Source organism: Leifsonia sp. NCR5 (assembly GCF_002105485.1).
Lineage (GTDB): Bacteria > Actinomycetota > Actinomycetes > Actinomycetales > Microbacteriaceae > Leifsonia.
This window is the reverse complement of sequence record NZ_NCSR01000028.1, coordinates 24,324-43,644: the sequence shown is the minus strand read 5'-3', so window position 1 is coordinate 43,644 and position 19,321 is coordinate 24,324. Positions and strand designations below refer to the sequence as shown.

The 19,321-nt window shown below is 68.9% G+C and carries 18 protein-coding genes and 1 riboswitch; of the genes, 9 read left to right on the top strand and 9 right to left on the bottom strand.

Going from position 1 to position 19,321, the window contains the following annotated elements:
- The 7 genes from B7438_RS17945 to B7438_RS17915 all read right to left on the bottom strand — a co-directional run.
- The coding region (locus B7438_RS17945) for a sigma-70 family RNA polymerase sigma factor (RefSeq protein WP_143466043.1) at positions 1-1,172 on the bottom strand (1,172 nt) is incomplete at its 3' end.
- 311 nt (positions 1,173-1,483) lie between these two features.
- Positions 1,484-2,644 carry an N-acetylglucosamine-6-phosphate deacetylase gene (gene nagA, locus B7438_RS17940; RefSeq protein ID WP_085371049.1) on the bottom strand — a complete coding sequence of 387 codons (1,161 nt, stop codon included), beginning with the start codon at positions 2,642-2,644 and terminating at the stop codon, positions 1,484-1,486.
- Positions 2,645-2,674: 30 nt separating this feature from the next.
- A complete protein-coding gene (locus B7438_RS17935) occupies positions 2,675-3,460 on the bottom strand; it encodes a DeoR/GlpR family DNA-binding transcription regulator (protein ID WP_085371048.1) in 786 nt (261 codons plus the stop codon).
- Positions 3,457-4,326 carry a class II fructose-bisphosphate aldolase gene (locus tag B7438_RS17930; RefSeq protein WP_085371047.1) on the bottom strand — a complete coding sequence of 290 codons (870 nt, stop codon included), beginning with the start codon at positions 4,324-4,326 and terminating at the stop codon, positions 3,457-3,459. Before B7438_RS17930 ends, B7438_RS17935 begins: the two co-directional genes overlap by 4 nt.
- 57 nt (positions 4,327-4,383) lie before the next feature.
- Positions 4,384-5,298, bottom strand: coding sequence for a 1-phosphofructokinase family hexose kinase (locus B7438_RS17925; RefSeq protein WP_085371046.1), 915 nt, complete (start codon positions 5,296-5,298; stop codon positions 4,384-4,386).
- Complete coding sequence (locus tag B7438_RS17920; protein WP_256922115.1) at positions 5,295-6,290, bottom strand: ROK family protein; 996 nt, start codon at positions 6,288-6,290, stop codon at positions 5,295-5,297. The genes B7438_RS17925 and B7438_RS17920 overlap by 4 nt, the downstream gene beginning before the upstream one ends.
- The gene (locus B7438_RS17915) at positions 6,287-7,165 is read right to left on the bottom strand and encodes an SIS domain-containing protein (protein ID WP_085371054.1); all 879 of its coding nucleotides are present in this window, start codon (positions 7,163-7,165) and stop codon (positions 6,287-6,289) included. Before B7438_RS17915 ends, B7438_RS17920 begins: the two co-directional genes overlap by 4 nt.
- A gap of 346 nt (positions 7,166-7,511) precedes the next feature.
- On the opposite strand from B7438_RS17915, the gene B7438_RS20920 reads away from it, so the two are divergent.
- Genes B7438_RS20920 through B7438_RS17900 form a run of 4 tightly spaced genes read left to right on the top strand, consistent with a single transcriptional unit; the run spans position 7,512 to position 10,619 of the window.
- Positions 7,512-7,685, top strand: coding sequence for a hypothetical protein (locus tag B7438_RS20920; RefSeq protein ID WP_256922114.1), 174 nt, complete (start codon positions 7,512-7,514; stop codon positions 7,683-7,685).
- Entirely contained in the window at positions 7,686-8,756 is a 1,071-nt protein-coding gene (locus B7438_RS17910) for an extracellular solute-binding protein (protein ID WP_306293910.1), read from the top strand.
- 10 nt (positions 8,757-8,766) lie between these two features.
- Positions 8,767-9,726, top strand: coding sequence for a carbohydrate ABC transporter permease (locus B7438_RS17905; protein ID WP_085371045.1), 960 nt, complete (start codon positions 8,767-8,769; stop codon positions 9,724-9,726).
- The gene (locus tag B7438_RS17900) at positions 9,723-10,619 is read left to right on the top strand and encodes a carbohydrate ABC transporter permease (protein WP_085371044.1); all 897 of its coding nucleotides are present in this window, start codon (positions 9,723-9,725) and stop codon (positions 10,617-10,619) included. Before B7438_RS17905 ends, B7438_RS17900 begins: the two co-directional genes overlap by 4 nt.
- Before the next feature lie 444 nt (positions 10,620-11,063).
- On the opposite strand, the gene B7438_RS17890 is transcribed toward B7438_RS17900, so the two are convergent.
- The gene (locus B7438_RS17890; protein ID WP_143466041.1) at positions 11,064-11,780 is read right to left on the bottom strand and encodes a hypothetical protein; all 717 of its coding nucleotides are present in this window, start codon (positions 11,778-11,780) and stop codon (positions 11,064-11,066) included.
- 174 nt (positions 11,781-11,954) lie between these two features.
- Between B7438_RS17890 and B7438_RS17885 the strand changes: the two genes are divergently transcribed.
- On the top strand, positions 11,955-13,190 hold the full coding sequence (locus tag B7438_RS17885; RefSeq protein WP_085371041.1) for a mannosyltransferase family protein: 1,236 nt from the start codon (positions 11,955-11,957) through the stop codon (positions 13,188-13,190).
- 6 nt (positions 13,191-13,196) lie between these two features.
- Here B7438_RS17885 and B7438_RS17880 read toward each other — a convergent pair whose 3' ends face one another.
- A complete protein-coding gene (locus tag B7438_RS17880; RefSeq protein WP_085371040.1) occupies positions 13,197-14,708 on the bottom strand; it encodes a beta-N-acetylhexosaminidase in 1,512 nt (503 codons plus the stop codon).
- A 144-nt stretch (positions 14,709-14,852) separates the two neighbouring features.
- Positions 14,853-14,947, top strand: a riboswitch (ZMP/ZTP riboswitch).
- 56 nt (positions 14,948-15,003) lie between these two features.
- Here B7438_RS17880 and glyA point away from each other — a divergent pair.
- The 4 genes from glyA (at position 15,004) to B7438_RS17860 (ending at position 19,321) form a co-directional block, all read left to right on the top strand.
- A complete protein-coding gene (gene glyA, locus B7438_RS17875) occupies positions 15,004-16,329 on the top strand; it encodes a serine hydroxymethyltransferase (protein ID WP_085371039.1) in 1,326 nt (441 codons plus the stop codon).
- Between the two features lie 111 nt (positions 16,330-16,440).
- On the top strand, positions 16,441-17,322 hold the full coding sequence (locus B7438_RS17870) for a bifunctional methylenetetrahydrofolate dehydrogenase/methenyltetrahydrofolate cyclohydrolase (RefSeq protein ID WP_085371038.1): 882 nt from the start codon (positions 16,441-16,443) through the stop codon (positions 17,320-17,322).
- Positions 17,319-17,795 carry a YbaK/EbsC family protein gene (locus B7438_RS17865; protein ID WP_085371037.1) on the top strand — a complete coding sequence of 159 codons (477 nt, stop codon included), beginning with the start codon at positions 17,319-17,321 and terminating at the stop codon, positions 17,793-17,795. The genes B7438_RS17870 and B7438_RS17865 overlap by 4 nt, the downstream gene beginning before the upstream one ends.
- Positions 17,796-17,914: 119 nt before the next feature.
- Entirely contained in the window at positions 17,915-19,321 is a 1,407-nt protein-coding gene (locus tag B7438_RS17860) for an MFS transporter (protein WP_085371036.1), read from the top strand.

Below are 19,321 nucleotides of genomic sequence, written 5' to 3'. Positions count from 1 at the left end.
GAGGGAGCCGGCGCTGCGGGAGCAGGATCGGCGGCGAGCGGCGCCGCCGGGGCGGGGACGGGCGGCGCGGTCGCTGCGCCGGTGTCCGGCTGCTGCTGGCTGGCCGTGACCGACGCGGGCCGCTGCGGGAACAGCTGGGGGCCGAAGACGAACCCGGCGGCGACAGCCGCGGCGACGAGCAGGCCGCCGATGGTCAGGCCGATGCCGACGGTGCTTCCGGTGCCGGCCGCCGCGGTGGCGGTTGCGGGAGCCGCAGTCGCGGCGCCCGAGCCCGAGCCGCCCGCGCTTCCAGCGCCCGCCCCGCCAGAGCCTGCGCCGCCAGCACCGGGCGCCGCAGAGCCCGGCATCACCGCGCCCGACTCTCCGATGGCGTAGCTGACCGCGTTCGCCCCCGACTGCATCCACGCCGCGTACGCGGAGGCGCCGCCGATGCCGAGTGTGAGCGGCAGCAGCACCAGGGAGAGGCGCGACCCGACCTCGGACGCCTCGGAGGCGACGATGCTGCAGCGCGCGCACTCGGCGAGGTGCGCATCCACTGCTGCCGTGTCGCGCTTACCGAGGCCGTGGCGGGCGTATGCGCCGAGGCGTTCGGTGGTCCAGCGGCACTCGGAGCCCTCGGCCGTCGAGGCGAGGTGCGCCTGCACCCAGGCCTGACGCAGCCCCTCGCGTGCGCGGTAAGCGAGGGCGGCGACCGCGTTGGGCGTCATCCCGAACAGCGGCGCGACCTGCTGCGGCGTCATGCTCTCGACCTCGCAGTACCAGAGCACCTCCTGCCAGCGGCTCGGCAGCGTGTGGAACGCCTTCGCGGTGAGGGACCGGTCGAGTGCCTCCATCGTCGCAGCCTCGCTGAAGGCGGGGTCTTCGACGGACTCCATCTCGTCGATGGCCGTCTCGTGCTTGGCCCGCCCCCACGACGCGGCGATGTTGCGGACGGTGCTGAAGAGGTACGCGCGGAACGCCGTGGTGGGGCCGCCGCCCGCCGCGATGGCGCGGTAGATCTTGGCATACGCTTCCGAGACCAGGTCGTCGGCGTCGAAGGTGGACGTCTGAGAGCGTGCGACCGTCATGGCCGCGCGGGCGTGCCGTCTCCACAGTTCGGCGAATGCTTCCCGGTTGCCGCCCCTGGTCAGCTCGACGAGGTCGGAGTCCGACTGTTCGGTGACGGGGGGCATCCCGCCATTCTGGCGGAAACAGCTGAAAAAAGTCTGATATTTCGGTCCTGTTACCGCTCGCTGAACCGGCGGAAAAAAGTTGCCGGAAGTGGCGTCATAACCGCGACAGCGGTGCGTCTCTCCCACTGAAGCCGTCGGCGATGGACGGCGATCCGGCGCGGAGTGCTCTTATTCGGCCCACTCCGCCGTGCGTTTGATGGACGACCCGAACGTCCGTCAAACGAGGGGGATCCGCGCGAGCGGACCGTCGGCGGGTCGGGCGCGAGCCCGACCCGCCGCCACAGTCAGCGCGGCAGCACGCCCGCACGCGCTCAGCGCGGCAGCGGCGCTCCCGCCGTGAACACCTGCAGCACGCGGAAGTCGTCGTCGAGGAGCACGGCGTCCGCCGCGTATCCGGCCGCGAGCCTGCCGAGATCGCCACCGCGACCGACGGCGGCCGCAGGGGTCTCCGTGAGCGCGAGCACCGCATCCTCGACCGGGATGCCCACCTCCGTGACCGCCCGGCGCAGCGCGTCGTCGAGGGTGAGGGTCGACCCGGCGATCGAGCCGCCCTCGGCCAGGCGGGCGACGCCGTCGCGCACCTGCACGGCCAGCGAGCCGAGGATGTAGTCACCGTCGCTCGATCCGGCCGCCGCCATCGCGTCGGTGATCAGCGCCATGCGTCCGGGAGCGGAGGCGAACGTCATCCGCACGACCTCCGGGTGGATGTGCACCCCGTCGTTCACGATCTCCAGCGTCACCCCTGCGGTGTGCGTCGCCGCTGCCACGGGACCCGGCGCGCGGTGGTGGATGCCGTCCATCCCGTTGAACGCGTGCGTCAGGATGCTCGCCCCTGCGTCGAACGCCGCGAGCGTCTGCGCATAGTCCGCCGCGGTGTGCCCGACTGCGACGGCGACACCGGCGTCGGAGAAGGCGCGAACAGCATCCAGTCCGCCCGGCTGTTCCGGGGCCAGGGTGATCTGCCGCAGGGTCCCGGTCGCCGCCCCGAGGAGGAGCTCGATGTCGGACGGCGTCGCCTGGCGGAGGAGGGAGGGATCGTGGGCGCCCTTGTGCCCGACGTCGAGGAACGGTCCTTCGAGGTGCGAGCCCAGGATGCGCCGGTCGTCCTGCATCATCGCCGCGATGCCCGCCACCCGCACAGCGAGGTCGTCGACGGGCGCTGTGACGAGGGAGAGGACGAAGCGGGTGGTCCCGTGCTTCTGGTGCAGCGCCATCCCGGTGCGGATCGCGTCCTCGCCGTCGTCGAACGACGCTCCGCCTCCACCGTGGGTGTGGATGTCCACGAACCCGGGGGTGACCCAGGCGCCGTCGGCGTCCGTCACAGCATCCGGCTGGTCGCCGGCGACGGAGATGCGCCAGTCGTCGCCGGTGCCGACCTCTGCGATGGTCTCGTCCTCGAAACGGACCCAGCCGTTGTGCAGGATGCGGCCCTCGCTGACGAGGCGGGCGGAGTGGATGACGTGAGCGGTCATTTGATCGACCATAACCTAAGCACCGATGGCCTACGCGACGATGACCTCGAACCCGGCGTCGGCGAAGGCGGCACGCTGCTCCGCCGTGATGCCGTCGTCGGTGATGAGCGTGTTCAGCACCTTCGGTCCTCCGAGCGTCGCGAACGCCTTGCGCCCGATCTTGCTGGAGTCCGCGACCACCACGGCGCGGGTGGCGCGCCTGGCCATGAGGGAGTTCACGCTCGCCTCGCCTTCGTCGTGCACGGTCGCGCCGATGGCGGGGTCGATGCCGTTGACGCCGATGAACGCGATGTCCATCGTGATCTTCTCCAGCACGACATCGCTGTACGGTCCGACCAGTTCGTAGGAGCGGGCGTGCACGACGCCTCCGGTGACGACGGTCTTGATCTGGGGCCGCATCACCAGCTGAGCGGCGATGTTGATGGCGTTGGTGACCACGGTGAGGTTGGGGTGAGGCGACGGCTCCATCAGGTCGGGCCGGGAGCCGAGCACGGTCGCGACGGCGGTGCTCGTCGTTCCCCCGCAGAGCCCGACGACGGCGCCGCGCGGGACGAGAGCGCTCGCCGCCTGCGCGATCCGCAGCTTCTCCGGAGCGTGCTGCTCGCGCTTGTACCGGATGGGGAGGTCGTATGCCACGGACTGGCCGACAGCTCCTCCGCGGGTGCGGGTGAGCAGCTGCTGGGAGGCGAGCGCGTCGAGGTCGCGACGGGCCGTCGCCGCGGAGATGTCGAGACGCGTCACGAGGTCGTCGACCTCGAGCTGTCCCGTCTCCGCGAGCAGGTCGAGCACGGTGTTCAGCCGCTCAGCTCTGTTCATCGCCGTTGTGTCTCCGTTCGGGTTGACGCCTGCTCCACAGCGAACAGCGCGAGAAGGCGCGCCGCCTCGCCAGCCACCGCGGTGCGTCCTTCGCGCAGGTATTTGCGCGAGTCCACCACCTCGGGATGCGCGGACAGGTAGCCGCGCACCGCCTCCGTGAAGAAGCGGTTGAGGTGGGTGGAGACGTTGACCTTGGTGATGCCGGAGCGGATCGCTGAGACGATCGTCTCATCCGACACGCCGGACGAGCCGTGCAACACGAGGGGAACGGGCACGGCGGCGTGCAGCCGTCCGATCAGGTCGAGGTCGAGCGAGGCCGTCCGCTCCGTCATCGCGTGCGAGCTTCCGACCGCAACGGCGAGGGCGTCGACGCCCGTCTCAGAGACGAACCGGCGTGCTTCTTCCGGGTCGGTGCGCACACCGGGGGCGTGTGCGCCGTCTTTGCCACCGATCTCGCCGAGCTCGGCCTCCACGAAGACGTCGTTGGCGTGTGCGTAGTCGACCACCCGGATGGTCGCCTCCACGTTGCGGTCGTAGTCGAGCTTCGCACCGTCGAACATCACCGAGCCGAAGCCGAGGTCGATCGCCTGGCGGGTCAGCTCCTCGTCCTCCGCGTGGTCGAGGTGGACGGCGACGTGGGCCTGTGACGCCGCCGCGACGGCGATGGTCGCGCGGGCGATCGGCTCGAGGCCGCCGTGGTAGGTGACGCAGTTCTGCGAGATCTGCAGGATGACGGGCAGCTGCGTCTCCTCTGCGGCGGCGACGAGGGCTTCCGCCGTCTCCAGATGGATGACGTTGAAGGCGCCGATCCCGGTCTGCCGGGAGGCGGCGGAGTGCATCAGGTCGGCGGTGGAGACGAGCGGCATGGCTTCCTTACTGGGACGGATGGTGCGGGATGGACGGTGTCAGGGACCGGCGGCGGTTCAGCCGGTGACGATCAGGCGGGTCTCGATCTCGGGGTACGACGGGTCGAGCTCCCCGGCCAGCGGGGCGAGCACGGCGGCGGCCGACCAGGCCGTCGCCCTGCGCAGGATGCGCTCGGGATCGGTGACGCCCGCCGCCAGGCAGGCGGCGACCGCTGCGACCCCGGCGTCCCCTGCCCCGGTGGCGTTGCCGTGCAGCGGCTCGGCCAGCCGGGCGCGGACGGGGGAGGAGGACGGGCCGATCGCGAGCATCCCGTCGGCCCCGAGCGAGACGAGCAGCAGACCGGCGCCGCGGTCGAGGAGGATGCGCGCACCGGCGACGGGGTCGCTCTCTCCCGTGCTCTCCGCCAGCTCTCTGCGGTTCGGTTTGAGGACGGAGGCGCCGGCTTCCGCGGCGCGCAGGAGGCCCGGACCCGTCGCATCCACGATGCTCGGGATGCCCCTGGCCGCCGCGAGCGCGACCAGCTCCGCGTAGAAGTCCTCCGGCGCTCCGGGCGGGAGACTGCCCGAGCCGACGATGCAGGTGGCCGGCACGGACAGCCGGGTGACCGCATCCCACAGCGCGGACCATTCCGCGGAGGAGAGCTGGTCGCCGGTCTCGTTGAAGATGGTGGTGAGCCCGCTGCCTCTGTCGACGATGGCGACGCTGCTGCGGGTCTGCGCGGCGACCGGGACGACCTCGTGCGGAACCCCGCTCGCGCCGAGGTCGTCGGCCAGGCGCAGCCCGGCGACCCCACCGGCGGTGGTCAGCGCGAACGCGCTCCCGCCGGTCTGCGCGATCACGCGGGCCACGTTGATGCCCTTGCCTCCCGCGCGCGCCGCAGGGGCGGCGACGCGATGGCTCTCGCCCACGTCGAGCTCGTCGACCGCGTATGTGAGGTCGACGGCCGGGTTGGGGGTGACGGTCAGGATCATGCTGTCTGCTCCTCAGCTTGCTGCTCGGCGGGCGTCGCGGCGTCGAGCAGGTCGCGGGCGCGCAGGGCGGCTCCGATCACCCCGGCGTTCTCGCCGATGCTCGCCGGGAGCAGCACGGGACGTCGCTGGAAGGTGAGGATCGCATCCAGCCGCGCGGCCAGCGGCTCGAACAGGGCGGGGCCGGCCTGGGCGAGACCCCCGCCGATGACGATGGCCTCCGGCGCGAGCAGCGCGACGGTGTGCGAGAGGTCGAGGGCGAGCGCATCCAGTGCAGAGTCCCAGACGGACTGCGCCACGGCGTCGCCGGCCGCAGCGAACTCGAGCACCTCCTTGGCGCCGGGGACGGCGACGCCGGAGAGCGCGGTGTACCGGCGGGCGATGGCCGCCGCGGAGGCGATGGCCTCCAGGCAGCCGCGACCGCCGCAGGCGCACTCCGGACCGTCAGCGACGCGGGAGTGGCCCATCTCGCCCGCCATGCCGCCGCCCGTGTGCAGGCGGCCGTCCACGAAGATCGCGCCGGCGATCCCTGTGCCGATGGCCATCACGACCACGTCGCGGTACGGCGCAGCGGCTCCGATCCTGTGCTCGGCCTCTCCCGCTCCTCGCACGTCGTGGCTGAACGTGACCGGCAGTCCGACGGTCTCCTCGACGCGGGCGCGGAACGGGAAGTCGTGCCAACGCAGATTCTCCGAGAAGACGCCGATGCCGGCCTCGTCGTCGACGTGGCCGGGCACGAGCAGCCCGATGGCGAGCGGACGGACCTCCGGATGCTCGGCCCTGAACCGCGAGGACAGCTCGGCGACGGCGGAGACGACGGCCTCGGCCGTCTGGTCGCCGTCGTGCGGTGTCGCCCGGCGTTCGAGCGCGACGATCCTGCCGTCCGCGTCGATCAGCGCGGCCTTCATGTCCGTGCCCCCGACGTCGAAGGCGAGCACGGCGTGGCCGGCGCCGAGCGGAGCCGACCGGGACGGGGAAGTGGCGTGCTCTGTCACGGCGCGAGGATGACGGAGCGGGTCAGGTTGCGGGGGTGGTCGGGATCGAGCTCGAAGCGGCGAGCGCGGGCGAGCGCGACCCGCTGGGCGCGGATCAGGTCGGCCATGCCGTCGAGGTCGCTGTTCTCGAAGTGCGCGCCCGTCACCGCGACATCGGCGGCGAGCCCGGACGGCGCAGAGCCGAACATCCAGGTGACGCGGCCGGGAGCAGCGATGGCGATCGGTCCGTGGCGGTACTCCTTGGCCGGGTACGACTCCGTCCAGGACTGCGAGGCCTCGCGCATCTTCAGCGCGGCCTCGTGGGCGAGGCCCACGGTCCAGTAGGCGCCGAGGAAGGAGTACTGGTCGGCGGAGACCAAGGTGTCGTCGAGCTCCTCGTCGACCGCGGTCTGCGCATCCCGGATCGCGGTGTCGATGTTCTCTCCGAGCGACGCACGGATCAGCGCGAGGGAGGTGGTGGCGAAGCGCGTCTGCACCACGGACTTCTCGTCGGCGAACGGCAGAGCGACGACGTCGTCGACCAGGTCGACGAGCGGGGTGTTCGGGTCGCCGACGACGCCGACGGTCCTGGCCGTGCTCCCGGATGCGCGGAGCTGTTCGAGCAGTTCGAGCACCTCGGTCGTCGTCCCCGACCTCGTGAGCGCGACGACCGCGTCGTACTCACGGTCGACGAACGCCTCGGAGGCGGCGAACGCGTCGGTGACGCCCAGCCCGGCGGTCTCCCGGAGGGTGGCGTACGACTGCGCCATGAACCAGGAGGTGCCGCAGCCGACGACGGCGATGCGCTGTCCGGTCGACGGCAGGAGCGACTGCTCTGCACGCAGATCGGCCGCGCGCGCCCAGGTCTCCGGCTGCGAACGGAGTTCGGCCTCCATGTCGGCACCGAGCGTGGATGCTTGCGTCACTACTACGTCTCCTGTCTGTCGCCAACCACTTCCAGGACAATGATCGCTTATGAGCGATAAGTCTGTCTAGTGATCATCTTCAATCGCTCATTGGCGCCTTTTGCCGGATCTGTTGCGACGGAATTAACGCCGTGTAACGATCTGGGCGGAATTCCTTGACGAGCGCCCCAGTAGGCGCAATGATTCGAGCATCCAGTGAATACATGTGATTGTTTCGTGCAGGAACAAATCACAAAGGATCAATACTGACGCACCGTCGCGCAGCACTTCGTACCTTGCACCTGACGGTTCGTTCCCTTCGAGAGTGAGGAAGTCCATGAAGAAATCCCTGCGGTGGGGCGCAGCCGTCGCGATGGCGACAGCGGCGACCATGACACTCGCATCCTGTGGATTCGGCGGCGGCTCCGGCGGCGGATCGTCCAGCGGTGCGCAAAGCCTGGACCTCATGGTCGCGAGCTATTCGGACAACACCAAGGCCGAGTGGCAGTAGATCATCAAAGACTTCGAGGCGAAGAACAGCGGCATCACCGTCAACCTCGACGTCGAGTCGTGGACGGACATCAACAACGTCATCAAGACGCGCATCCAGGCCGGCAAGCAGCCGGACATCCTGAACATCGACGCCTTCGCCGGTTTCGCGGCGGACGACCTGCTCTACCCGGCCAAGGACATCGTCTCGTCGAAGACGCTCGACGACTTCCAGTCGGCGTTCGCCAAGAACGCGTCGATCGACGGCACCCAGTACGGCCTGCCGTTCATCGCCTCCGCCCGCGCGCTGTTCTACAACAAGGACCTGTTTGCCAAGGCGGGCATCACCGACCCGCCCAAGACCTGGGCGGAGTTCGAGACGGACGCCGGCAAGCTCAAGGCGGCGGGCGTCACCGGATACGGGATGCCCCTCGGCAGCGAGGAAGCCCAGGCCGAGACCGCCATCTGGTTCTACGGAGCAGGCGGAGGGTACGGCGACGCGAAGAAGCTGACCATCGACAGCTCGGAGAACGTCGACGGCGCCACCGAGATGCAGAAGATCATCAACTCCGGCGTGACGGAGGCGAACCCTGGTTCGACCAACCGCACCCCGCTGATGAACGTCTTCATCCAGGGCCAGATCGGGATGCAGATCGGCCTCCCGCCGATCGTCGGCCAGATCAAGGACAAGAACCCGAGTCTCAAGTACGGCATCGCGCCCATCCCCACCAAGGACGGCTCAGCGTTCACGCTCGGCGTCGCTGACCACCTGATGGCCTTCAAGGGCAAGACGGACAAGACGGCCTCGATCAAGAAGTTCCTCGACTACTTCTACTCGGCGGACGTCTACACCAAGTGGGTCGGCGCGGAGGGCTTCCTGCCCACCACCAAGTCCGGCGCGGACGCGATGGCCTCCGACGAGACCATCAAGCCGTTCCTCGACCTGCTGCCGAACGCCAAGTTCTACCCGTCCACCAACCCCAACTGGGCAGCAGCGCAGGGGGCGATCCAGAGCCAGATCGGTCAGCTCGGTCAGGGTGCCAACCCGGCAGACCTGCTGAAGTCGATCCAGGCGAAGGCCGACGGGCAGTAGTCAGCGCGGCATGAGTCACACCATCGAAACGACCGAGACGGGGACGGCCACCGGCCGTCCCCGTCGCGGGGCGTCGCAGAAACCGCAGGGCACGGGCGCCCGTGACCTGGCGAACGCGGTCCCCTGGACGCTGCCCGCCCTCATCCTGATCTTCGGCGTGGTGCTGTTCCCCGCCGGCTACATGATCTTCAACTCCACCAGGAAGATCTCGGTCGCCGGAGTCGACCACGGCTCCGTCGGTTTCCAGAACTACCTCACGGTGCTCAACCGGCCCGAGCTGCCTGGCATCCTGTTCAACACGCTGCTCTGGGTCGCGTCCGTGGTGGTGCTGACCGTCGTGATCTCGCTCGCGCTCTCGCAGTTCCTGAACAAGAACTTCCCCGGCAGGCAGTGGGTGCGGATGGCCATCCTCATCCCGTGGGCGGCCAGCGTGGTGATGACCACGACCGTCTTCGTCTACGGCCTCGACCCGTTCTACGGCATCATCAACAAGTTCCTGGTGGATGTGCACCTGCTCGCCGAGCCGTTCGGCTTCACCAAGGAGCCGGTGCCGGCGTTCCTCTCTTCCATCGCGATCGCGGTGTTCGTCTCCCTGCCGTTCACCACGTACACGCTGCTCGCGGGTCTCGCGGGCATCCCGGGCGACATGCTCGAGGCGGCGAAGATGGACGGCGCCGGCGCTGCTCGCACGTACTTCGGCGTCACGCTCCCGAACCTCCGCAACGCCATCGCCCTCGCCAGCCTCATCAACATCATCAACGTCTTCAACAACCTGCCCATCCTGAAACTGATGACAGGGGCGATCCCCGGCTACAAGGCGGACACGACGACGACATACATGTTCAAACTGCTGCAGAACGAGCAGAGGATCGACCTGTCGAGCGCGCTCAGCGTGATCAACTTCCTGATCGTGCTCGTGGTCGTGGCGCTCTACCTGTGGATCGTCAAACCCATGAAGGAGGTCTCGTGAGCGTCCAGGCCCCCAGCATCGCCGCCCCGGTGACGCCGCCGCGCCGTCGCCGTCCCGCCGAGAACCGGTTCACCGGCAGGGTCGCAGGCCGGATGGTCGCCGGTCTCGTGATCGCGCTGATCTTCATCGCGCCGTACCTGATCATGCTGGTCGGCTCGTTCAAGAGCCGCAACAACATCCTGACGGTGCCTCCGACCTACCTGCCGACTACCTGGCATCCGGAGAACTACCTCACGATGTGGTCGACGCCGGAGACGCCGCTGCCCGAGAACCTCATCTCGACCATCGTGATCTCGGTGTTCGCGACGGCGCTCGTGCTGCTGGTCTGCGTGCCGGCGGCCTATTACACGGCGCGGTTCCGGTTCCCGGGGCGCGGGGTGTTCCTCTTCCTCGTGATCGTCACCCAGATGCTGCAGCCGACGGTGCTCGCGACCGGCCTCTTCAAAGAGATGGTCGCCCTCGGCATCAACGACACCTGGCTGGCGATGATCCTCGTCAACGCGGCCTTCAACCTGGCGTTCGCGATCTGGATCATGCACAACTTCTTCGCGGGAGTGCCCAAAGAAGTGGACGAGGCCGCCCAGCTCGACGGCGCAGGCAAATGGACCGTGCTCTTCCGGGTGCAGCTGCCCCTGGTCTGGCCGGGAATCGTGACGGCGATCATCTACACGTTCGTCGCATCCTGGAACGAGTTCGCGGCGAGCCTGGTCATCCTGTCGACGGACGCCAACCAGCCGCTCTCTGTGGCCCTCACCAAATTCGTCGGCCAGTACGACGCCGCCTGGCAGTACGTCTTCGCGGTGTCGATCGTGGCGGTCATCCCGGTGGTGGTGCTGTTCATGCTCATCGAGAAACGACTCGTGGGCGGACTCACGCAGGGCAGCGTGAAGTAGACCGGTGGGGGTGCCCGCGCGTGTGGCGCGATGCGGGCGCCTCCCACCTGGGGTGTGAGGGTGGTTCGGAGCCGGCCATGCTATTTCTGGGTGCTATGGCAGCTGTGGATGATGGGCTCCGTCGCATCCGGATGTGGAACGAGGGGGGACACCCGTGGCCGCTCTGGGAGGACGGACCGGTCTCGCCGGACGACCTCGATATTGGCAAACCGCTTGCCGCGCGACTTCATGCGTGGCGCGCTCGATGGGAACACCTGCAGGATCCCGCCATCGGATGGACTGAGCCCACCGCGCAGGACGAGTGGGAGGCGCAGGGGGACGCATTGTTCGACGAACTCCAGCGCGAGACGCGGGGCGTGGCCGTGATCGTGCCCTGCTACCTGGCAGCGGAGGGGTGGTAAGCCAGCACGAGCTCGCCACCCCTCCTCCGGAGCGGCTTGCTGGTTAGCAGCTGGCCTTCGGGGTGGGGTAAGCGGTGATGAGCCGGTCGCTGTTGGTGGCCCAGACCGCGGCAACCCGAATGATCATCAGAACCACCTGTGGTCGGTCCCGATCCACGAGATAGAGGTCGGTGACCCCGCACTTGGTCTGCGAAGTCGGATTACCGCCGACGTACTCCGGCCAGCTGACCACCGAACCTACAGCCCCGGCCATGAGGTCATCCCAGGAATCGACGCCCTGCCACGCCGGATTCCATCCCTTGGCACGAGCTTGATCCAGCTTGGACTGCCAATCTTCCTTGTGTCGGTCTTCGATATGGCGATACCCCCAACCGCTTGTACCCCCGTCACCGCACTTCAATCGCACATCGTGACCGAAGCCGTCCCAGAAATGGGTGTATTCGGCGAAGACCTCATCTTTGATGCTGAACGTATAGCAGCTCACCCATTGGCTCAGATTGATGAGCCGAGCCTTCCGGTCGCCCTCGGAGGCCGGGGTGCTGTGAAGGTCGATCTCGTGCGTGCGGATGGTGTCTTCGAGGTCGACGAGATTGTCACCGACTTTGACGTACATACGCGCGCCGTCCGCCGACGGAGCATCGGAAGCGCGGGCAGGCGCCCCGGAGATCGCAGTCATCGCGAGAGCGACGACGGCTACGCCTGCACCGAATCGTGCGCGCCTGGCCGGGGTTTTCATCTGGACGATCGATTTCCACTGCATTGAAGCCTCCATTGTCTTTCGTTACAGTCTGAACATGTTCACATAAAAATCCAGTCGACATAAACCCACAACGTTAAATATCTATTGAAGACCAACCTGACCCCACGTGCGCACTCGCCCCGCGGAGAGTACGATCGCGGCGAACACACAGACCGGGGTCGGCAGACTGGGACTATGAGCGTGAGAGAGCGGCTCGGCGTGCTCGCCGAGAGGGGTACCGCATCGCCGTCGCGGATTCGCGTGGCCGGGCGCGAGTATCGCTGGTGGGTGGTCGTCCTGGCCGTGTTCGTCGCATCCCGGGTGTTCACCACGACGCTGATGGTGACCCTGTACGTTGCGGCGACCGTCGGTGAGTGGCATTTCGCCAGCTCGCGCACCGAGCCCAGCTTCTGGACGTTCTCCGGGTCGTGGGATGCGTCCTATTACCGGAAGATCGCCGAAGGCGGGTACCCGACGACGCTCCCGACCGACGGCAGTGGGCATGTGCAGCAGAACTCGTGGGCGTTCCTGCCGCTGTTCCCCGCCATCGCGCGCGGGCTCATGTTCGTCACCGGGCTCGGGTTCTATCCGGCCGCTGTCATCGTCGCCACGGTGTTCGGCGCTGCGGCGACGCTCGTGCTGTACCGGCTGGTCGCATCCAGGGTCGGCGCGTCGAACGCGCTGTGGGCGGCCGTGCTGTTCTGTTTCGGGCCGCTCTCGTTCGTGCTGCAGATCGCGTACGCGGAGAGCCTGTTCTTCTTCCTGATGTTCGCGGCGCTGTGGGCGATGATGGCGAGGCGGTACTGGCTGATCATCCCCTTCGGGGTGGCGGCCGCGTTCACCAAACCGGGGGAGCTGGCGCTGCCGCTCGCGCTCGGGATCGTGTTCCTGGTGCGCCTGGTCGTCGCCCGGCGCGGACAGGATGCGTTCGGCTGGCGGGAGCGGATCGCGATGATCGTGGCCGGGGGAGTGACGGCGGTGGCCGGGCTCGCGTGGCCGCTGATCGCATCCGTCGTCACCGGATACGCGGACGCGTACGTCGAGACCGAGCTGTCGTGGTGGACCGGGTTCATCGGGCGGGTCGCCTTCGTGCCGCTGACGCCGTGGTTCCTGTTCACCTGGAAGTACGCGAACGTGATCGGGGCACTCCTGGTGGTGGCCGCGATCGGCGGGTTCGCCTGGCTGCTCAGCAGGCCGAGCGTCCGCGCGCTCGGCACGGAGATGGTGGCGTTCGCGGCGAGCTACGGGCTCTACCTGTTCGCGGTGTTCCTGCCGCAGCAGAGCCTGTTCCGGCTGCTGATGCCGCTGGCGCCGCTCGCAGGTGCGCCGGCGCTCGCCGCCAACAGACGGGTCAGGATGATCGTGCTGATCTGCGGGATCGCCCTGCAGCCGGTCGCGCTGCTGCTGCTCTGGTTCCTCGGCTACCCCTGATCGAGGTCAGGAACTGACGCGTTCCCGCCAGCGCACCTCCGGCACACGGCGGAAGTTGGTCCCCGCCGCCTCCCAGTGCTCCGCGAGGTCGGCGACGCGCTCGGCGAAGTCGTCGAAGTCGCGGGCCGTCTCCACCGCATCCGTGTCGGACGGTGCAGGCGACCAGCCGATCTCCGCCACCGCGGCGAGGCGGGGGAACACCATCTCCTCGATGTCGGACACGGTCTCCACCGTCTCCGTCCAGAGCGGAGCCTCCACGCCCAGGATGTGCGCCTCGGTGAGCCCGGGGACCACCCGCGCCGGATCCCACTCGTACGACTGTCGCAGCGTGGTCGGGCCGTCCGCCCAGTCCTGGCCGAGGCGGTCGCCCTCCTCGTAGACGATGTCGAGGTATGCGACGTCGGCCGGGGACATGATCACCGAGCCGCCCTGGCGCACGAACGACAGGGTCTCGTCGGCGGCGCTGCCGCGCGGGGTGAGGAAGTCCCAGTACTGGCCGACCGTGCCATCCGGCAGGTCGCCGCTCTTCCCCATCTCGTGCCAGCCGGCCGGGATCTTGCCGTGGCGGGCGACCGTCGCCGCTGCGTCCGCGATGAAGGCGAGGAAGTCGGCCGGGTCCGTGCTCTGGCACTCGTCTCCGCCGATGTGCAGGTACGGCCCCGGCGTGAGCGCGGCGACCTCGCGCACGACGTCGTCGACGAAGCGCGCCGTCGTCTCGTCGCCGGAGAGGAGGGTGCTGAAGCCGACCTTCGACCCGGTGTAGAGGGCGGGGGAGACGCCGTCGGCGTTCAGCTCCGGATACGAGGCGAGTGCCGCGTTGGTGTGGCCGGGCATGTCCAGTTCGGGGACCACCGTGACGTGCCGCTCCGCCGCGTACGCCACCAGATCGCGGAACTCGTCCTGCGTGTAGAAGCCGCCGTCGCTGCCGTCGCTCCCGGTCGACCCGCCGTGCGCTGTGAGGTTCGGCCAGCTGTCGATGTGGATGCGCCACCCCTGGTCGTCGGTCAGGTGCAGGTGCAGGTGGTTGACCTTGAGGAGCACGATCGCGTCGATGAAGCGCTTGACCGCATCCGGGGTGAAGAAGTGCCTCGCGACGTCGAGCATCGCTCCGCGGTACGCGTAGCGGGGGTGGTCGACGATCCGGACGGCGTCGATGGTGAGCGGATCGGACCCGCACTCGGCGGGGACCAGCTGCCGCAGGGTCTGGACGCCCCAGAACGCGCCGGCGGTGGTCGCCGCTCCGATGCGCACGCCCTCCGCCGCGACCTCGAGCGCGTAGCCCTCCGCTTCGTGGCCGTCCGGAGCCTCGTCGTCCGCGATGACGATGGCGATGTCGCCGAACGCCGGAGGCTCGTGCACGACGGTGAGGCTGCGGCTGCAGTCGGAGGCGAGCTCAGCGCGGAGCAACTCGGCGACGGAGGAGGCTCCCGGGCCTGCGACGCTGATCCGCGCATCCGGTGCGAGGGTGAACGGCGCGGAATCGATGGACTCGAGCATCGCCGGGCGGGGGATGACCACGCGTTCTCCTTCAACTGAGTATGCGTTGGGTGCTTGGTGTGCTGACGGCCGTCGTTGCCCGCCCCTCCGGTCGGCCACCTGCGAGTATTGCAGCCCTCCTAACAAACGGCAAGGGTTCGCCTCCCAGCCGCCCTTTGCTATGCTTGCTCGCGTCGCGACTGGCGCTCAAATGGTCACCATTGGGGAGCGACGAATGCCCAGCGAAACGGGCGGATCGGCCGCGCGCCTGGGTCGATACGGGAACCATCCCACCCGTCTGCGTTCACTGCTGAGTTGCATTTATAAGGAGCCGGTTTTGACTGACACACTCCCATCCACGTTCACGGCCCCGCTCGCGGAGGTCGACCCGGAGATCGCAGAGGTCCTGGCGCTCGAGCTCGGCCGCCAGCGCGACTACCTCGAGATGATCGCGTCCGAGAACTTCGTGCCGCGCGCGGTGCTCGAATCCGTCGGCTCCGTGCTCACCAACAAGTACGCCGAGGGCTACCCCGGCCGTCGGTACTACGGCGGCTGCGAGTACGTCGACATCGCCGAGCAGCTCGCGATCGACCGCGCGAAGAGCCTGTTCAAGGCCGAGTACGCCAACGTCCAGCCGCACTCCGGCGCGAGTGCCAACGCGGCCGTGCTGTCCGCCATCGCGACGCCGGGCGACACCATCCTCGGTCTGGAGCTCGCCCACGGCGGTCACCTGACCCACGGCATGAAGCTCAACTTCTCCGGCAAGCTCTACAACGCCGTCTCCTACGGCGTCGACCCGGAGACCTTCCTCGTCGACATGAACGTCGTGCGCGACAAGGCGCTCGAGCACAAGCCGCAGGTCATCATCGCCGGCTGGTCCGCATACCCGCGTCACCTCGACTTCGCCGCGTTCCGCGCGATCGCCGACGAGGTCGGCGCGAAGCTCTGGGTGGACATGGCGCACTTCGCCGGTCTCGTCGCCGCGGGCATCCACCCGTCGCCCGTCCCGTTCGCCGATGTCGTGTCGTCGACCGTGCACAAGACCATCGGCGGCCCGCGCTCGGGCTTCATCGTCTCCCGCGACATGGAGCTCGCCAAGAAGCTCAACTCCAACGTCTTCCCCGGCCAGCAGGGCGGCCCGCTGATGCACGTGATCGCCGCCAAGGCGACCGCGTTCAAGCTCGCGGCGACCGACGAGTTCCGCGACCGGCAGGAGCGCACCGTCCGCGGCGCGCAGATCCTGGCCGACCGCCTGACGGCGGAGGACTCCCGTGCCGGTGGCGTGGATGTGCTCACCGGAGGCACCGACGTGCACCTCGTGCTCGCCGACCTGCGCAATTCGCAGCTCGACGGCCAGCAGGCGGAGGACGTGCTGCACGAGGTCGGCATCACGGTCAACCGCAACGCCGTCCCGTTCGACCCGCGCCCGCCGATGGTGACCTCCGGTCTCCGCATCGGCACCCCGGCGCTCGCGACCCGCGGCTTCGGCGACGTGCAGTTCACCGAGGTGGCCGAGATCATCGCAGCAGCGCTGCAGCCCGGCGCGGACACCGCATCCCTCCGCAGCCGTGTCGACGCGCTCACCGCCGCGTTCCCGCTCTACCCCGGCCTGACCCCGTCCGGCCAGGACGCGTTCCCGGTCGAGCTCCCCTCCTCCATCTAGCCCGGCCCCCTCACCTCCCGCAGCAATCGAGTCGGGACTTCTGTACGCGGCACGCCGTCGGCGGGCGTGCACAGGTCCCGGCTCGACGGCGTCACAACGTTAGGAGCGCGGATGAGCGCACAGATTCTGGACGGCAAGAAGACAGCGGCCGCGATCAAGGCGGAGCTGAAGGAGCGCGTCAGCGTGCTGCGCGAGCAGGGCGTCGTGCCCGGGCTCGGCACGATCCTGGTCGGCGACGACCCCGGATCGCAGTGGTACGTCGCCGGCAAGCACCGCGACTGCGCGGAGGTGGGCATCTCGTCCATCCGCCGCGATCTGCCCGCCGACATCTCGCAGGCCGAGCTCGAGGCCGTGATCGAGGACCTCAATAGCGACCCGGACTGCACCGGCTTCATCGTGCAGCTCCCTCTGCCGCCGCACATCGACACCGACGCGATCCTCGAACTGGTCGACCCGGCGAAGGACGCCGACGGGCTGCACCCGACCAACCTCGGCAGGCTCGTCCTCAACGTCAACCGCCCGATCACCACGCCTCTGCCGTGCACGCCCCGCGGCGTCATCGAGCTGATGCTGCGTCACGGCATCGAGCTCGCGGGCAAGGACGTGGTCGTCGTCGGTCGCGGCGTGACCGTCGGCCGTGCGATCGGCTCGCTGCTGACCCGCCGCGAGATCAACGCCACCGTCACGCTCACCCACACCGGAACGGTCGACCTGGATGCGCACCTCAAGCGCGCAGACGTGATCGTCGCCGCCGCAGGCGTGGCCGGCCTGGTCACCGCGGACAACGTGAAGCCGGGCGCGATCGTCCTGGATGTCGGCGTGAGCCGCATCGACGACCCGGAGACCGGCAAGAGCCGCGTGGCCGGGGACGTGGCCCCCGAGGTGGCGGAGGTCGCCGCCTGGGTGTCCCCGAACCCTGGAGGCGTCGGCCCGATGACGCGCGCTCTGTTGCTGCAGAACGTGGTGGAGTCGGCGGAGCGCTCCCTGCGATGAGCGACAGGACGCATCCGGCTGTCGAAGCGGTCGAGGCTGCCCTGCTCGCGGCGGGTGTCGAGCCGCGCGTGCGCTGGTTCGAGTCCGCGACGCCGACGGCGGTCTCCGCCGCGTCCGAGCTGGGCGTCGAGGTCGGCGCCATCGCCAACTCGCTCGTCTTCACCATCGACGACGAGCCGCTGCTCGTGATGACCTCGGGCGCGCACCGGGTCGACACCGCGTTCCTGGGGGAGCGGCTCGGCGGGCGCATCCGGCGTGCCGACGCCGACACGGTGAAGGCCGCGACCGGCCAGACCATCGGCGGTGTCGCGCCGGTCGGGCACCCGGCTCCGCTGCGCACGGTGGTGGATGTGGCGCTCGCCGGATACCCGGAGGTGTGGGCCGCCGCCGGTCACGCGCACACGGTGTTCTCGACCACGTTCGAGGAACTGGTGCGTATCACCGGCGGAACTCCCGGCCCGGTCGCGGAGTAGCCTGCACCCTCCACCGCGCGATGATTCCTTCGAATCATAAATCGTATACGGTATGGTATCTTGGCTGCGAGCATGTCAGCTCGTACAGACAACGACGTCGAACCAAGGAGAACCTTTCCATGACAAGGCCGCATCCCAGCGCCCCCGACGGCGCGACCGCATCCGGTCGGCACTTCACCCCGACCGGCAGCTTCGCCGCCCAGACCGACCGGCGCCGCGTGGTCTTCGCCACCGTCGTCGGCACGACGGTCGAGTGGTACGACTTTTTCATCTACGCCTCGGCCGCCGGGCTCGTCTTCGGTCAGCTGTTCTTCGAACCGGCCGGACCGCAGATCGCCACGGTGCTGTCGTTCCTCACCGTGGGCATCAGCTTCCTGTTCCGCCCGCTCGGGGCGTTCATCGCCGGGCACCTCGGCGACAAGTACGGGCGACGGCTCGTGCTGATGATCACGCTCATCCTGATGGGCGTCTCGACGGCCTTGGTCGGTCTGCTGCCGACCTACGCCGCCATCGGGATCGCCGCGCCGATCCTGCTGATCGTCCTGCGCATCCTGCAGGGCATCTCGGCGGGCGGCGAGTGGGGCGGCGCTGTGCTGATGGCCGTCGAGCACGCGCCGACCGCGCGCCGCGGGCTGTTCGGTGCATCGCCACAGATCGGCGTCCCGCTCGGCCTGCTGCTGGCGTCGGGGACGATGGCCCTCATGGCGCTGATCGCGCCGGGCGACGCCTTCCTGGTCTGGGGCTGGCGCGTGCCGTTCCTGCTGTCGGTGGTGCTCATCGTGATCGGCTACTACATCCGGAAGCGGGTGGATGAGAGCCCCGTGTTCCAGGAGATCGCGGCCCGCAAGGAGCAGACCCGCACTCCCATCGTCGCGCTGTTCAAGCGGCACGCGCTCCTGGTCGTCATCGCCGCGCTGATCTTCGCGGGGAACAACGCGGTCGGCTACATGACCACCGGCGGGTACATCCAGAACTACGCGACCAACCCGGATGGGCCGATCGGCCTCGACCGCGGACCTGTGCTGTGGGCGGTCACCGGCTCGGCGGTGACCTGGCTGCTGTCGACCTGGTACGCGGGCTGGCTGAGCGACAGGATCACCAGGCGCACGACGTACATCGCGGGCTGGGTGCTGCAGCTCGCCGGGGTGTTCGCGTTGTTCCCGCTCGTGAACACCGGCGACGTGTGGCTGCTGTTCCTCGGTGTCGCGCTCCTGACGATCGGGCTCGGCTTCACCTACGGGCCGCAGGCGGCGTACTACGCCGAGCTGTTCCCCGCATCCGTGCGGTTCTCCGGCGTCTCGATCTCGTACGCGATCGGCGCGATCCTGGGCGGTGCGTTCGCGCCCACCATCGCGACGGCGCTGGTGCAGGCGACGGGGTCGACGTTCGCCGTCACCCTCTACCTGGCGGGCATGACCGTGATCGGCCTGCTGGCGACACTGCTGCTGCGCGACCGCAGCGGCATCCCGCTCGGCCCCGACCACGAGCGCGAGCAGGCCGCCTCCCCGATCTACGGAGTGCGCTGA

What these genes read in the sequence shown, in the direction of transcription:
- nagA (WP_085371049.1), bottom strand. Translation starts at nt 2,644, where the DNA reads ATGACCGCTCACGTCATCCACTCCGCCCGCCTCGTCAGCGAGGGCCGC.
- B7438_RS17890 (WP_143466041.1), bottom strand. Translation starts at nt 11,780, where the DNA reads ATGCAGTGGAAATCGATCGTCCAGATGAAAACCCCGGCCAGGCGCGCA.
- B7438_RS17930 (WP_085371047.1), bottom strand. Translation starts at nt 4,326, where the DNA reads ATGCCGCTCGTCTCCACCGCCGACCTGATGCACTCCGCCGCCTCCCGG.
- B7438_RS20920 (WP_256922114.1), top strand. Translation starts at nt 7,512, where the DNA reads ATGAAGAAATCCCTGCGGTGGGGCGCAGCCGTCGCGATGGCGACAGCG.
- B7438_RS17860 (WP_085371036.1), top strand. Translation starts at nt 17,915, where the DNA reads ATGACAAGGCCGCATCCCAGCGCCCCCGACGGCGCGACCGCATCCGGT.
- B7438_RS17865 (WP_085371037.1), top strand. Translation starts at nt 17,319, where the DNA reads ATGAGCGACAGGACGCATCCGGCTGTCGAAGCGGTCGAGGCTGCCCTG.
- B7438_RS17870 (WP_085371038.1), top strand. Translation starts at nt 16,441, where the DNA reads ATGAGCGCACAGATTCTGGACGGCAAGAAGACAGCGGCCGCGATCAAG.
- B7438_RS17885 (WP_085371041.1), top strand. Translation starts at nt 11,955, where the DNA reads ATGAGCGTGAGAGAGCGGCTCGGCGTGCTCGCCGAGAGGGGTACCGCA.
- B7438_RS17925 (WP_085371046.1), bottom strand. Translation starts at nt 5,298, where the DNA reads ATGATCCTGACCGTCACCCCCAACCCGGCCGTCGACCTCACATACGCG.
- B7438_RS17915 (WP_085371054.1), bottom strand. Translation starts at nt 7,165, where the DNA reads ATGGAGGCCGAACTCCGTTCGCAGCCGGAGACCTGGGCGCGCGCGGCC.
- B7438_RS17905 (WP_085371045.1), top strand. Translation starts at nt 8,767, where the DNA reads ATGAGTCACACCATCGAAACGACCGAGACGGGGACGGCCACCGGCCGT.
- B7438_RS17935 (WP_085371048.1), bottom strand. Translation starts at nt 3,460, where the DNA reads ATGAACAGAGCTGAGCGGCTGAACACCGTGCTCGACCTGCTCGCGGAG.